Annotated in this window: 12 protein-coding genes; 8 read left to right on the top strand and 4 right to left on the bottom strand. The window is 68.4% G+C overall.

Annotated elements, in window-relative coordinates; all coding sequences use genetic code 11:
• Positions 1-14 precede the first annotated feature (14 nt).
• The 3 genes from lpxA to AB8810_RS08655 are packed head-to-tail and all read left to right on the top strand — an operon-like array spanning position 15 to position 2,832.
• Positions 15-806 carry an acyl-ACP--UDP-N-acetylglucosamine O-acyltransferase gene (gene lpxA, locus AB8810_RS08665; protein ID WP_179565888.1) on the top strand — a complete coding sequence of 264 codons (792 nt, stop codon included), beginning with the start codon at positions 15-17 and terminating at the stop codon, positions 804-806.
• 23 nt (positions 807-829) lie between these two features.
• On the top strand, positions 830-2,116 hold the full coding sequence (lpxB, locus tag AB8810_RS08660; protein WP_369916281.1) for a lipid-A-disaccharide synthase: 1,287 nt from the start codon (positions 830-832) through the stop codon (positions 2,114-2,116).
• Entirely contained in the window at positions 2,113-2,832 is a 720-nt protein-coding gene (locus tag AB8810_RS08655; protein WP_369916280.1) for a ribonuclease HII, read from the top strand. Before lpxB ends, AB8810_RS08655 begins: the two co-directional genes overlap by 4 nt.
• Positions 2,833-3,113: 281 nt before the next feature.
• Here AB8810_RS08655 and AB8810_RS08650 read toward each other — a convergent pair whose 3' ends face one another.
• Positions 3,114-3,296, bottom strand: coding sequence for a hypothetical protein (locus tag AB8810_RS08650; protein ID WP_191825615.1), 183 nt, complete (start codon positions 3,294-3,296; stop codon positions 3,114-3,116).
• Between the two features lie 577 nt (positions 3,297-3,873).
• Here AB8810_RS08650 and dnaE point away from each other — a divergent pair.
• The 3 genes from dnaE to AB8810_RS08635 all read left to right on the top strand — a co-directional run bounded on the left by dnaE (position 3,874) and on the right by AB8810_RS08635 (position 9,401).
• Complete coding sequence (gene dnaE / locus AB8810_RS08645; RefSeq protein WP_369916279.1) at positions 3,874-7,464, top strand: DNA polymerase III subunit alpha; 3,591 nt, start codon at positions 3,874-3,876, stop codon at positions 7,462-7,464.
• A 194-nt stretch (positions 7,465-7,658) separates the two neighbouring features.
• Positions 7,659-8,618, top strand: coding sequence for an acetyl-CoA carboxylase carboxyltransferase subunit alpha (locus AB8810_RS08640; protein ID WP_179565896.1), 960 nt, complete (start codon positions 7,659-7,661; stop codon positions 8,616-8,618).
• Between the two features lie 24 nt (positions 8,619-8,642).
• On the top strand, positions 8,643-9,401 hold the full coding sequence (locus AB8810_RS08635; protein WP_369916278.1) for a tetratricopeptide repeat protein: 759 nt from the start codon (positions 8,643-8,645) through the stop codon (positions 9,399-9,401).
• A 73-nt stretch (positions 9,402-9,474) separates the two neighbouring features.
• Here the strand turns inward: AB8810_RS08635 and AB8810_RS08630 are convergent, their stop codons facing one another.
• A complete protein-coding gene (locus AB8810_RS08630; RefSeq protein ID WP_179565900.1) occupies positions 9,475-9,930 on the bottom strand; it encodes a CopD family protein in 456 nt (151 codons plus the stop codon).
• A gap of 81 nt (positions 9,931-10,011) precedes the next feature.
• On the opposite strand from AB8810_RS08630, the gene AB8810_RS08625 reads away from it, so the two are divergent.
• The gene (locus AB8810_RS08625; protein ID WP_179565902.1) at positions 10,012-10,617 is read left to right on the top strand and encodes a class I SAM-dependent methyltransferase; all 606 of its coding nucleotides are present in this window, start codon (positions 10,012-10,014) and stop codon (positions 10,615-10,617) included.
• Positions 10,618-10,680: 63 nt separating this feature from the next.
• Positions 10,681-11,991: a polyhydroxyalkanoate depolymerase gene (locus AB8810_RS08620; protein WP_191825619.1), complete on the top strand. Its 1,311-nt coding sequence runs from the start codon at positions 10,681-10,683 to the stop codon at positions 11,989-11,991.
• A 46-nt stretch (positions 11,992-12,037) separates the two neighbouring features.
• On the opposite strand, the gene AB8810_RS08615 is transcribed toward AB8810_RS08620, so the two are convergent.
• Together AB8810_RS08615 and AB8810_RS08610 are read right to left on the bottom strand one after the other, a co-directional pair.
• Complete coding sequence (locus AB8810_RS08615) at positions 12,038-12,958, bottom strand: sensor domain-containing protein (RefSeq protein ID WP_191825620.1); 921 nt, start codon at positions 12,956-12,958, stop codon at positions 12,038-12,040.
• The gene (locus AB8810_RS08610) at positions 12,955-13,320 is read right to left on the bottom strand and encodes a PadR family transcriptional regulator (RefSeq protein ID WP_369916646.1); all 366 of its coding nucleotides are present in this window, start codon (positions 13,318-13,320) and stop codon (positions 12,955-12,957) included. The genes AB8810_RS08615 and AB8810_RS08610 overlap by 4 nt, the downstream gene beginning before the upstream one ends.
• Between the last annotated feature and the right edge of the window lie 86 nt (positions 13,321-13,406).

Below are 13,406 nucleotides of genomic sequence, written 5' to 3'. Positions count from 1 at the left end.
GCAGGAGACCTGCAATGAGCGACAACGCCCCTCTCATCCATCCCACCGCGGTGATCGATCCGTCGGCGACGCTGGCGGCGGACGTGCGCGTCGGCGCCTTCACCCTGATCGGCGCCGAAGTCGAGATCGGCGAAGGCAGCGTGATCGGCCCGCATTGCAGCATCGTCGGCCCGACCCGCATCGGCCGCGGCAACCACCTGGTCGGCCACGTCGCGCTCGGCGGCGATCCGCAGGACAAGAAGTTCGCCGGCGAACGCACCGAACTGGTGGTCGGCGACCGCAACGTGATCCGCGAGTTCGTGACCGTCAGCCGCGGCACCGGCAACGGCGGCGGCATCACCCGGGTCGGCAGCGACAACTGGTTCCTGGCCTACACCCACGTCGCCCACGACTGCGTGGTCGGCGACCATTGCGTGTTTTCCAACAACACCACCCTGGCCGGGCATGTCGAAGTCGGCGACCACGTGATCATCAGCGGCTTCGCCGGCGCGCACCAGTTCTGCCGCATCGGCGACCACGCCTTCCTCGGCATGGGCGCGCTGATCAATGGCGACGTGCCGCCGTTCACCATGGTCGGCGGCAATTCGCTGGGACGCCCGCGCGGCATCAACAGCGAAGGCCTCAAGCGCCGCGGTTTCGATACCGAGCGCCTGGCCGCGATCAAGCGCGCCTACCGTGCGCTGTACGTGGCCGGCCTGCCGCTGGCCGAGGCCAAGCAGCAGCTGGCGGTGCTGGCCGAAAGCAGCGAGGACGTGCGCGCGATGCTGGAATTCATCGAAGCCAGCGAGCGGCCGTTGTTGCGATGAATGCCGGGAATGGGGAATCGGGAATGGGGAATGGGAAGAGCGGTAGCCCGCCCGGCCGCGGACCCGCTCTTGCTTCACCCATTCCCCACTCCCCATTCCCGATTCCCGGCGCAGCAGCCAAGCTGCGCATCGCCCTGGTCGCCGGCGAAGCCTCCGGCGACCAGCTTGGCGCCGGGTTGATCGAGGCGCTGCGCGCGCGCCATCCGGATGCCGAATTCGCCGGCATCGGTGGCGACGCGATGCGCAACGCCGGCTGCCAGACCTGGTTCGATGCCAGCGAACTGGCGGTGATGGGCCTGATGGAGGTGCTGCGGCACCTGCCGCGGTTGCTGAAACTGCGTCGCGAGCTGCGCCAGCGCCTGCTGGACTGGCGCCCGGACGTGTTCGTCGGCATCGATGCGCCCGACTTCAACCTCGGCGTGGAGCGCTGGCTCAAGCAGCGCGGCATCCGCACCGTGCATTACGTGAGCCCGTCGGTGTGGGCCTGGCGCGAGCGGCGCGCGGCCAAGATCGGCGCCAGCGCCGACCGGGTGCTGTGCCTGTTCCCGATGGAACCGCCGATCTACGCCAGGCACGGCGTGGATGCGCGCTTCGTCGGCCACCCGATGGCCGACGCGATCGCGCTGCACGAAGACCGCGATGCGGCGCGCGCCGAACTCGGCCTGCCGGCCGGCGCGACCGTGCTGGCGGTGCTGCCGGGCAGCCGCCTGGGCGAGATCGGCCGGCTCGGCGATACCTTCTTCGCCGCCGCCTGGCAGGTGCTGCAGCAGACGCCCGGCGCGCACGTGGTGGTGCCGGCCGCCAATCCCGCATGCAAGGCCTTGCTGGCCGAGCAGCTGTCGCGCTCGGCGTTGCCGGTGGTGTATTCGCACCTGCTCGACGGCCAGGCCCGCACCGCCCTGCTCGCCGCCGACGTGGTGCTGCTCGCGTCCGGGACGGCGACGCTGGAGGCGATGCTGGTGAAGCGGCCGATGGTGGTCGGCTACAAGGTCGCGCCGCTGACCTACCGCATCGTCAAGGCGCTGGGCCTGCTGAAGGTCGACCGTTACGCGCTGCCCAACATCCTCGCCGGACGCGACCTGGCGCCGGAACTGATGCAGGACGCCTGCACCCCGGACGCGCTCGCCGCCGCGCTGCTGCACTGGCTGCGCGACCCGCAGGCGGTGGCCGCGCTGCAGCCCGAGTACGCGCGCCTGCACCAGTTGCTGCGCCAGGACGCCTCCGCGCGTGCGGCCGATGCGGTGCTCGAATTGCTTGGGAGCCGGGAATCGGGAATGGGGAATCGGGAATCGTCAGGAGCGACGGCATGAAGCGCTCCGTTTCCACATCCTCGCCACAGCAGCCGCTTCTGTCCCATTCCCCATTCCCCGTTCCCGATTCCCGGCTTTACGCCGGCGTCGACGAAGCCGGGCGCGGGCCGCTGGCCGGGCCGGTCGCGGTGGCCGCGGTGGTGTTCGATCCGGCGCGCCCCCGCATCAACGGCCTGGACGACTCCAAGCAGCTGACCGCCGCGCGCCGCGAGACGCTGTACGCGCGCATCGTCGAACGCGCGCTGGCCTGGCAGGTGGTGCTGATCGAGGCCGAGGAGATCGACCGGCTGAACATCTACCAGGCCACCATGCTGGGCATGCGCCGCGCGGTCGAGGGCGTGGCGCACGTGGCCGGTTTCGCGCGCATCGACGGCAACCGCGTGCCCAAGGGCCTGCCCTGCGCCGCCGAGGCGCTGGTCGGCGGCGACGGCCTGGACCGCGCGATCATGGCCGCCTCGATCGTGGCCAAGGTCACCCGCGACCGCATCATGCAGCGGCTGCACGAACAGCATCCGCACTACGGCTTCGACCTGCACAAGGGCTACGCCACCCCGGCGCACCTGGCCGCGCTGGCCGCGCATGGCCCGTGCCCGCAGCACCGGCGCAGCTTCGCGCCGGTACGGCGCGCGCTGGGCCTGGCCGAGGCCCCGAGCACCTGGGACGTGCCCTGCACCGCGGACGCGGACCTGCTGGCGGCGGATCCGCAGCCGGCCTGAGCGCCGCCGCGGCCATGGCCGTGCCAAGCGCCGCACCCATCGCCAGATATGGCCGCTGCCGGCGCAGGATCCATGGCCGGAAACGGTCGCGCAGGAGCCGGCCTCGCACAGGGCAACCGCGCCGCTGGCACTCCCGAAGATAATCGAATGAATATCGCGCAATGCGACCCGGAACTTTCCGGGATAATATAAAAATACAGAATCGAACATATTTCAGCCGCGGCCGCGCATTCCGGTCGCGCGGGCAAAGCGGCGACCCGAAACGGGTCGCCGCGGCTCGCTCAGTTGAAGTAATCGGAGATGACGTCGGACCAGGTGTCCAGGTAGCACTGCACAGAATCGCCGCCGCTCAGCTGCTGGCACGGCGCGAAGCGGTCGCTCACGTCGCTCAGGCTCTGCGCGGATGCGCTGGACACGGCGCCGAACAGCATCAGCGCGCCCATCACCGGAATCAACTTCTTCATGGAGTTTCTCCTGATCACGCCGTGGGGGTTCACGGCGAGCGAGACGCTATCACCTGATATTCGAATGCGTGGCCAGGTCGAGCGAGTTGACCGCCGAAGATAATAATTTTTCAGAATGGATTCATTTCCCCAGCGCGTCCCCATTTCGCCCCCGACCCACGTAACGCATTGAAAGCAAAACGCATCCGCGCACCCTACGCAGAGGTACTGATAACTGTACCGACATGTACCGTTTAGGCCGACGCAGTCAACTTGCATTCAGAAATCCAACCCACCCTAACGGCCCGCGCTCCGGTTTTGCGCAGCTTTGGCGCATCGACCGGTGGCGAGGCACGCGGCGGCCGCGCGCTCCGGTAACGACCGCTGGCGGAGGACGGCACATCGGCCACCCCTGCCTCTTCGCCCGCGCAGACCCACGCCGTTCAGCCGAGGTCCTGCGCCCACAGCTGAACGGGCGCCCCGCCCAATCGCCTCGCCAGGCCCGTTGCATCGGACTCCGGACCCGGCAACGGCCCTGTCAAGCCTTGCCCGTCCCCGCCCCCGCCGCTAACCTGCCCGGGCATCGTTCTGGTTCCGCATGTCCACTTCCCGCTTCGCTCATCTGCACGTCCACACCGAGTTCTCGCTGGCGGATTCGACCATCCGTGTGCCCGAGAAACCGGATCAGGCCGACCCGAAGAAAGCCAAGCAGGCCAACCTGCTCAGCCGTGCGGTCGAACTGGAGTTGCCCGCGCTCGCGGTCACCGACCTCAACAACCTGTTCGCGCTGGTCAAGTTCTACAAGGCGGCCGAAGGCGTGGGCATCAAGCCGATCGCCGGTGCCGACCTGCTGATCGCCGACAGCGCCGCCGAGACGCCGTGGCGGCTCACCGTGCTGTGCCGCAACCGCGACGGCTACCTGAGCCTGTCGCGCCTGCTGACCCGAGCCTGGCTGGAAGGCCACCGCAACGAAGGCGGCGTGGCGATCCGCCCGGAGTGGCTGCAGACCGGCAGCGACAATCTGTTCGCGCTGGCCGGGCGCGACAGCCTGGCCGGACGCCTGGCCAGCGAAGGCCGCCACGATCTGGCCGAGCAGCAACTGGCCGACTGGCAACGCATCTTCGGCGACGGCCTGCACCTGGAACTGACCCGCACCGGCCGCGACGGCGAGGAAGCGTTCAACCAGTTCGCGCTGCATGCCGCCGGCACCCGCGGCTTGCCGGTGGTGGCCAGCAACGACGTGCGCTTCCTGTACGCCAGCGATTTCGCCGCGCACGAGGCGCGCGTGTGCATTTCCTCCGGCCGCGTGCTCGACGACCCCAAGCGCCCGCGCGACTACAGCGACCAGCAATACCTGAAGTCGTCGGAGGAAATGGCCGCGCTGTTCGCCGACATTCCCGATGCGCTGGACAACACGCTGGCGCTGGCGCAGCGCTGCAACATCGAGATGCAGCTGGGCACCTACTTCCTGCCCGCGTATCCGGTGCCCGACAACGAGACGCTGGACAGCTGGATCCGCAGCCAGTCGCGCGACGGCCTGGCCGCGCGCCTGGAGAAGAATCCGCTGGCGCCGGGCAAGACCCGCCAGGACTACGTCGACCGGCTCGAGTTCGAGCTGGACACGATCATCAAGATGGGCTTCCCCGGCTACTTCCTGATCGTGGCCGACTTCATCCAGTGGGGCAAGAACCAGGGCATCCCGATCGGCCCGGGCCGCGGCTCCGGCGCCGGCTCGCTGGTGGCATGGGCGCTGCAGATCACCGACCTGGATCCGCTGCCCTACAACCTGCTGTTCGAGCGCTTCCTCAATCCCGAACGCGTGTCGATGCCCGACTTCGACATCGACTTCTGCATGGACCGCCGCGACGAGGTCATCGACTACGTCGCGCGCAAGTACGGGCGCGACCGGGTCAGCCAGATCATCACCTACGGCACCATGGCGGCCAAGGCGGTGGTGCGCGACTGCGGCCGCGTGCTCGGCTTCCCGTACGGTCTGGTCGACGGCGTGGCCAAGCTGATCCCCAACATCCTCGGCATCACGCTGAAGGACGCGATGGGCGAAGGCAAGGACAGCGAGATGGCCTCGCCGGAGCTGATCCAGCGCTACCAGAGCGAGGACGACGTCCGCGACCTGATGGACCTGGCGCGGCAGCTGGAGGACCTGACCCGCAACGCCGGCAAGCACGCCGGCGGCGTGGTCATCGCGCCGACGCCACTGTCCGACTTCTGCCCGCTGTTCGCCGAACACGACGTCGACAACCTGGGCAAGAACCCGGTCACCCAGTTCGACAAGGACGACGTCGAGCAGGTCGGCCTGGTCAAGTTCGACTTCCTCGGCCTGCGCACGCTGACCATCATCGACTGGGCGGTGAAGGCGATCAACGTGCGCCACGCGCGCGCCGGCATCCCGCCGGTGGACATCACCGCGATCCCGCTCGACGACGCGCCCACCTACAAGGGCATCTTCGCCTCGGGCAACACCGGCGCGGTGTTCCAGTTCGAATCCTCGGGCATGCGCCGGCTGCTCAAGGACGCCAAGCCCGACCGCTTCGAGGACCTGATCGCGCTGGTGTCGCTGTACCGCCCCGGCCCGATGGACCTGATCCCGGACTTCAACGCGCGCAAGCACGGCCAGCAGGAGATCATCTACCCCGATCCGCGCACCGAAGCGATCCTGAAGGACACCTACGGCATCATGGTGTACCAGGAGCAGGTGATGCAGATGGCGCAGATCGTCGGCGCCTACTCGCTGGGCGGCGCCGACCTGTTGCGCCGCGCGATGGGCAAGAAGGTGCCGGCCGAGATGGCCAAGCACCGCGAGATCTTCCGCGAGGGCGCGGCCAAGGGCGGCGTCGGCGAGGCCAAGGCCGACGAAATCTTCGACCTGATGGAGAAGTTCGCCGGCTACGGCTTCAACAAGTCGCACGCCGCCGCCTACGCGCTGGTCAGCTACCAGACCGCATGGCTGAAACGGCACTACCCGGCCGAGTTCATGGCCGCGACGCTGTCCTCGGACATGGACAACACCGACAAGGTGGTCGGCTTCCTCGACGAGGTGCGCAACCTCGGCCTGACCGTGCTGCCGCCGCGGCTCAACGCCTCGGCCTACATGTTCGAAGCGGCCACCCCGGACACCATCCAGTACGGCCTGGGCGCGATCAAGGGCGTGGGCCGCGGCGCCTGCGAGGCGATCGTGGCCGAGCGCGAGCGCGGCGGCGAATACGCCTCGCTGCTGGATTTCTGCACCCGCGTGGAATCGGCCAAGCTCAACAAGCGCACCCTGGAAGCGCTGATCAACGCCGGCGCGATGGACGGGCTGGGCAGCAACCGCGCCACCCTGATGCTGCAGCTGCCGGAGGTGATGAAGGCCACCGAGCAGATGGCGCGCGAGCGCGCCTCCGGGCAGAACTCGCTGTTCGGCGGCGCCGACACCAGTGCCCCGGCGCTGCGCCTGGACCTGCCGGAAAGCAAGGAATGGCCGCTGGGCCAGCTGCTGACCGGCGAGCGCGAGACGCTGGGCTTCTACCTCAGCGGCCACCCGTTCGATCCCTACCGCGAGGAAGTGCGCGAGCTGGTCGGTTGCGACCTGAGCGCGCTGGAAAAGATCTGCGCGCAATCCGGCGGCGGACGCGGCGGTGGCGGCGACGGCGAGAAACGCGCCTGGCGCCCGGAAACCAGCGCGATCCTCGCCGGCCAGGTGGTCGGCGTGCGGCGCAAGGGCGACAGCCAGGTGTTCGTGCAACTCGAGGACGGCCGCGGCCGGGTCGAGTGCAGCGCGTTCACCGACGCCATCGCCGAGTTCGGCCACCTGCTCACCCGCGACCGCATCCTGATCGTCAAGGGCGGCGTGCGCGAGGACGAATTCAACGGCGGCTATGCGATGCGCATCCGCCAGTGCTGGGACTACGAACAGATCTGCACCCACCACGCGCAGCGCCTGTCGCTGCGCCTGGACCTGCGCCAGCGCAGCACCTGGCCGCGCATCGACGCCTTGCTGGCGCGCCACCGCCCCGGCAAGACGCCGCTGCGCCTGGACCTGCTGCTGCAGTCCGAACAGGGCGCGGTGGCCGGCATGCTCGACCTCAACGGCAGCCACGCGGTGCGCGTGGACCCGCAACTGCTGGACACCCTGCGCGCCGATCCGGGCGTGCGCGCGGTGAAGGTGAAGTACAGCCCGCCGTGGGCGTGAGAAGCCGGGAGTGGGGAATCGGGAATGGAGAATGGGAAAAGCAGAATCAGCGCTCACCGCCCTGACTGCAGCTGTGCCGCCTTTTCGATTCCCCATTCCCCACTCCCCATTCCCGGCCCCAACCGCACGGCCCCGTACGGGTGACCGACATCGGTTCGGCTAAACTGCGTCCCTTACGTTCACGACGGCCTCCAATGAATCCGAACTACCTCGACTTCGAGCAACCCATCGCCGATCTGGAAGCCAAGATCCAGGAACTGCGCAACGCCAGCACCGGCCCGGCGGTCAACGTCGAGACCGAGGTGCGCGCGCTGCAGGACAAGCTGCGGGTGCGCACCGCGCAGATCTTCCGCGACCTGTCGTCGTGGCAGATCTCGCAGCTGGCGCGGCATCCGCAGCGTCCGTACACGCTGGACTACATCAACGTGTTCTGCGACGAGTTCCAGGAACTGGCCGGCGACCGCGCGTTCGCCGACGACAAGGCGATCGTCGGCGGCCTGGGCCGCATCGACGGGCGCCCGGTGGTCATCATCGGCCACCAGAAGGGCCGCGACACCAAGACCAAGGTCGCGCGCAACTTCGGCATGCCGCGTCCGGAGGGCTACCGCAAGGCGCTGCGGCTGATGAAGCTGGCCGAGCGCTTCAAGCTGCCGCTGCTGACCTTCATCGACACCCCTGGCGCCTATCCCGGCATCGGCGCGGAAGAACGCGGCCAGAGCGAGGCGATCGCGCGCAACCTGCTGGAGATGGCCGAGCTCAAAGTGCCGGTGATCTGCACCGTGATCGGCGAAGGCGGCTCCGGCGGCGCGCTGGCGATCGGCGTCGGCGACCGCACGCTGATGCTGGAGTACGGCACCTATTCGGTGATCTCGCCGGAAGGCTGCGCCTCGATCCTGTGGAAGGACGCGGCCAAGGCCAAGGACGCCGCCGAGCAACTGGGCCTGACCGCCAAGCGCCTGTCCGCGCTGGGCCTGGTCGACAAGGTCGTGCGCGAGCCGATCGGCGGCGCGCACCGCAACCCCACGCAGATGGCGAAGCGCCTGAAGGCGGTGCTGCTCAACGAACTGGACGCGCTGGAAAAGCTGCCGGTCGAGCAGCTGCTGCAGAAGCGCTACGAGCGCCTGCGCGGCTACGGGGCGTACGAAGCGGCCTGATCGCGACACAAGGAAGCGTTGTCCATGAATCCCATCGTCCTGCTGTCGCTGGCCTTGCAGCTGGCCTGCTGCGTGCACGTGGTGCGCAGCGGCCGCCCGCTGTACTGGATCTTCATCCTGCTGATCTTTTCGTATCTCGGGATCCTGATCTATGTGATCGCCGAACTGCTGCCGGAATGGCGCAACGATCCGCGCGCGCGCCGCCACCTGCGCAAGGTCGGCGCCACGCTCGATCCGAACCGCGACAAGCGCACCGCCGGCAACCGCCTGGAACTGGCCGACACCGTGGACAACCGCCGGCAACTGGCCGAGGTGCACCTGGGCAACGGCGACTACGCGCAGGCCGCCGAGGTCTTCGAGAGCGGCTTGCGCGGCATCCACCGCGACGACCCCGGACTGCTGCTCGGACTGGCCAAGGCGCAGTTCGGCCTGGACCAGCCGGCCGCGGTGAAAGCCACGCTGGACCGGCTGATCGCCGCCAACCCGCAGTTCCGCTCGCACGACGGCCACCTGCTCTACGCGCGCGCCACCGAGGCGCTGGGCCAGACCGACGCGGCACTGGAAGAATACGCCGCGCTCGCCGACGACTACCCCGGCGAAGAAGCGCGCGTGCGCTACGCGCAACTGCTGCAGCGCGCGGGCCAGCCGCAGCGCGCCGGCGAAGTGTTCAACGAAGTGCTGAAGCGCTCCAGCCTGGCCCCGCGCTACTACCAGCGCGACCAACGCCAGTGGATCGACCTGGCCCGCAGCGAACTGAAGCAACTCGACAACGGCAGCACTTAGCTGCTGACGCAAACCCGGAAAGGGTCGGAAACGGGGACTTTCGAATCCCCAATCCCAAATCCCCAATCCCGGCTCAAAACGGCTTCGCCAACACCAACCAGATCACCACCAGCAGCGCCAGCACCGGCAGTTCGTTGAACAGGCGCAGCGCGCGCGAGGACGGCAGCGCGCGCGCCTGGCCCACGCCCTTGAGCCAGCGCCCGCTGAAGATGTAGTAGCCGAGCATCAGCGCCACCAGGCCCAGCTTGGCGTGCAGCCAACCGCTGTGGCCGGGCGCGACCATGGTCGGGAAGTCGGGCAACACCTTGTAGCCCAGCCACAGGGTCAGCCCCAGCAGCAAGGCCAGGCCGAACATCATGTGGCCGAAGCGGTACAGGCGCCGCCCCATCAGCACCAGCCGCGCCTGCACGTCCGGCTGCCCCGCGCTCTCGGCGATGTTGACCAGGATCCGCGGCAGGTAGAACACCGCCGCCATCCATGCGACCACGAACAGCAGGTGCAGGGACTTGATCCACAGATAGAGTTGCATGCGCTGGCTCCGGGTCGCTGGCGTAGGATGTCACGCCATTTTCGCCGATTCGCATCGCGCCCGCACGGACCACGACCCCGCATGGACAAACAGTACGACGCCGACTACTTCCAGCGCTGGTATCGCCGCGACGATATCGGCGGCAACGCGCGCCTGGCGCGCAAGGTCGCGCTCGCCGTCGCCCAGGCCGAGTACTACCTGGAACGGCCGATCCGCAGCGTGCTCGACATCGGCTGCGGCGAAGGCGCCTGGCGCGCGCCGCTGCTGAAGCTGCGGCCGAAACTGAGTTACCTGGGCTTCGACAGCAGCGAGTACGCGGTGGCGCGCTACGGCCGCCATCGCAATCTGCGCCCGGCGCGGTTCGGCGATTTCGCCTGGCTGCGGCCGTGCGCGCCGGTGGACCTGCTGGTGTGTTCGGACGTGCTGCACTACGTGCCCAACCGCGAATTGCGCCAGGGCCTGCCGGGCCTGGCCGACCTGTGCGGCGGGGTCGCGTTCCTGGAGACCTTCGCCATGGAGGACGCCTTCGACGGCGACCATGCCGGCTTCCAGCCACGTCCGGCGCGCTGGTACCGGCGCCAGTTTGGTGCACTCGGACTGCGCCCGGTCGGCAGTCATTGCTGGCTATCGCCAGCGCTGGCGGGGGATGCGGCGGCCCTGGAAACGATTGGTCTGGTGCCCCATTAAGGTGCAACCACCCCGGATAGGATATGCTGCACGGCAGCATACGCTCAGGATGGAAACACCGGCATGCTCTACCAGTGGCACGAACTGACCCGCAACCTGCTCGCCCCCTGGGTCCACCAGGCAGCGGCCAACGCCAAGATCTTCTCCGACGCCAATAGCCTGTGGGCCACGCTCCCGGGCGCCGAGCGTCTGGCCGCGACCAACGAACTGCTGCACCGGCTCGGCAAGGACTACGAGAAGCCGGCCTGGGCGCTGGACCACGTCGAGGTCGACGGCCACCCGCTGCCGATCGTCGAGCAGGAAGTGCTGCGCAAGCCGTTCTGCCGCCTGCTACGCTTCAAGCGTTTCAGCGACGACGCCAAGGTCGTGGCCGGGCTCAAGCAGCAGCCGGCGGTGCTGGTGGTGGCGCCGCTGTCCGGGCACCACGCCACGCTGCTGCGCGACACCGTGCGCACCCTGCTGCGCGACCACAAGGTCTACGTCACCGACTGGATCGACGCGCGCATGGTGCCGCAGAGCGACGGCGACTTCGGCCTGGACGACTACGTCAACTACGTGCAGGACTTCATCCGCCACATCGGCGCCGACAAGCTGCACGTGATCAGCGTGTGCCAGCCGACGGTGCCGGTGCTGGCCGCGGTGTCGCTGATGGCCGGACGCGGCGAAGCCACGCCACGCTCGCTGGTGATGATGGGCGGGCCGATCGACGCGCGCCGCAGCCCAACCCAGGTCAACAACCTGGCCACGCGCAATCCGCTGTCGTGGTTCGAGCACAACGTCATCCACACCGTGCCGCAGACGTATCCGGGACATGGCCGCGCGGTGTATCCGGGCTTCCTGCAGCACACCGGATTCCTGGCGATGAACCCCAGCCGGCACTTCATGTCGCACTGGGATTTCTACGCCAACCTGGTCAAGGGCGACCTGCAGGACGCCGAGGCGCACCGCCGCTTCTACGACGAGTACAACGCGGTGCTGGACATGCCGGCGACCTACTACCTGGACACGATCCGGGTGGTGTTCCAGGAATTCCTGCTGCCGCGCGGCGAATGGGTGATCGGCGGCGAGCGCGTGGATCCCTCCGCGATCCGCGACACCGCGCTGCTCAGCATCGAAGGCGAACTGGACGACATCTCCGGCCTGGGCCAGACCGCCGCCGCGCAGGACCTGTGCACCGGCATCGCCGCGCACCGCCGCCAGCATCTGGAAGTGGAAGGCGCCGGCCACTACGGCATCTTCAGCGGCCGCCGCTGGCGCGACATCGTCTATCCGCAGGTGCGTGCGTTCATCGCCGCCAATGCGTCGGCCACGGCGCAGGCGCCGAGCGGCAACGTCACCCCGCTCAAGCGCCGCGGCAGCCGCAAGGCCGGCTGAGCGGCGTACCGCGCGCGGCCGGCGCCTGCCGGCCGCCGCGTCAATGTCATTGCGCCGAGCTGTGCACCAACAGGTGCTTGGCCAGCATGCCGTGCAGCTTGCCGATGCCACGCGCCAGGTGCAGCATGGCGAACAGCAGCACGATGCCCAGCGCACTCCACAGCGGCAGCAGCCACGGCGCGCTTTCGGTGACGTTCCAGTCGACGAACATGACGTTGAACTGCTGCGGGAAGAAAAATCCCAGCGGTGCCGCCGCGAGCGCCAATCCCGTACTCAGCAGAGTAACGAACACGCTGAAATAGAAGATCCCCAGCGGCAGCATCAGCACGAAGTACAGCATCGTGGTCCAGGTCCGCGCGTCGGTGAACATCTGCCCGATGCGCCGCAGCCATGGCTGTTCGCGCGCGCTGTACAGCGGGCGCCGCGGCATGCGCTCGCCGAGCAGCACCTCGACGATGCGCCCTTCCACCAGCGACAGCAGCCGCACCGAACCGAAGAACAGCACCAGCAACGGCACGCCGATGATCAGCACCAGCATGCCCAGCGAGACGCTGACCCCGGCGACCACCCAGGTGAAGTAGAAGATGCCGGTGACCAGCGACAGCAGCATGTAGAAGAACGCGCCATAGGCGCGCGGATCGGCGGCCACGCCGAAGAAGCGGCCGAGCAGCGACTTGCGCCTGGGCGGCGCCGGCGGCTTCAGTGCGCGGTTCACCGTGACCTCGGTGTCGCGGTAGATCGCGGCCACCTCTTCCGGCGCGCCGTAGCTGCCGGCGACCTCGGCGATCACCTCGGCCTCGCTCTTGCCGGCCTGCTCGGCCAGCTCGGCGCGCAGGTATTCCTCGGCGTCGTACAGCGCGTCCTGGACCAGCGCCGGATCGGCGCCGGCCAGCGCCACGCGCAGTTGCGCCAGATAGTCGGGAATGGTGGCCGGCAACGGCCGCGCCTGGAGTTGTTCGCTGCTCATTCTGAAATCCCCTTCAGGACGGAATCGACGGAATCGCGGGTGGCGCGCCACGCCGCGGCCCATTGCTGCAAGGTGGCGCGGCCGGTTTGGGTAATGCGGTAGTAGCGCCGCGGCGGCCCGGCCACCGACGGCTCGACATGGCTGGACAGCAGCCCGGCCGCTTCCAGGTTGCGCAGCACCGGATACAGCGCGCTCTGCTTGCCGCTGAGCACGCCCTCGCCCACTTTTTCCAGGCGCTTGGCGATCAGGTAGCCGTACAGGGGTTCCTGGGCCTCGGCCAGCACCGCCAGCAGCGCGAGCGACACGGTGCCCGCGCTCAGCTCCTTCTGGAACTTCTTCAGCTGTGCATCCGGTTCGACCATGACCGCCCCCACTAGGTTGGAATGCATACTAGTGTTGAGTTGGGTATAGCGAATGTGCCGGTAGTCATAGCAGGCATAACGAACGC

The sequence above is a fragment of the Xanthomonas sp. NCPPB 3005 genome (assembly GCF_041228095.2).
Classification (GTDB): Bacteria; Pseudomonadota; Gammaproteobacteria; order Xanthomonadales; family Xanthomonadaceae; genus Xanthomonas_A; species Xanthomonas_A bonasiae.
Note: the sequence above shows the minus strand (reverse complement) of the source record. Positions and strands in the feature narration are given on the sequence as shown.

Excerpts from the sequence above, each read along its gene's own strand:
- AB8810_RS08630 (WP_179565900.1), bottom strand. The coding sequence starts at position 9,930 with ATGCAACTCTATCTGTGGATCAAGTCCCTGCACCTGCTGTTCGTGGTC.
- AB8810_RS08650 (WP_191825615.1), bottom strand. The coding sequence starts at position 3,296 with ATGAAGAAGTTGATTCCGGTGATGGGCGCGCTGATGCTGTTCGGCGCC.
- lpxA (WP_179565888.1), top strand. The coding sequence starts at position 15 with ATGAGCGACAACGCCCCTCTCATCCATCCCACCGCGGTGATCGATCCG.
- dnaE (WP_369916279.1), top strand. The coding sequence starts at position 3,874 with ATGTCCACTTCCCGCTTCGCTCATCTGCACGTCCACACCGAGTTCTCG.
- AB8810_RS08640 (WP_179565896.1), top strand. The coding sequence starts at position 7,659 with ATGAATCCGAACTACCTCGACTTCGAGCAACCCATCGCCGATCTGGAA.
- lpxB (WP_369916281.1), top strand. The coding sequence starts at position 830 with ATGGGGAATGGGAAGAGCGGTAGCCCGCCCGGCCGCGGACCCGCTCTT.
- AB8810_RS08615 (WP_191825620.1), bottom strand. The coding sequence starts at position 12,958 with ATGAGCAGCGAACAACTCCAGGCGCGGCCGTTGCCGGCCACCATTCCC.
- AB8810_RS08620 (WP_191825619.1), top strand. The coding sequence starts at position 10,681 with ATGCTCTACCAGTGGCACGAACTGACCCGCAACCTGCTCGCCCCCTGG.
- AB8810_RS08655 (WP_369916280.1), top strand. The coding sequence starts at position 2,113 with ATGAAGCGCTCCGTTTCCACATCCTCGCCACAGCAGCCGCTTCTGTCC.
- AB8810_RS08635 (WP_369916278.1), top strand. The coding sequence starts at position 8,643 with ATGAATCCCATCGTCCTGCTGTCGCTGGCCTTGCAGCTGGCCTGCTGC.
- AB8810_RS08625 (WP_179565902.1), top strand. The coding sequence starts at position 10,012 with ATGGACAAACAGTACGACGCCGACTACTTCCAGCGCTGGTATCGCCGC.
- AB8810_RS08610 (WP_369916646.1), bottom strand. The coding sequence starts at position 13,320 with ATGGTCGAACCGGATGCACAGCTGAAGAAGTTCCAGAAGGAGCTGAGC.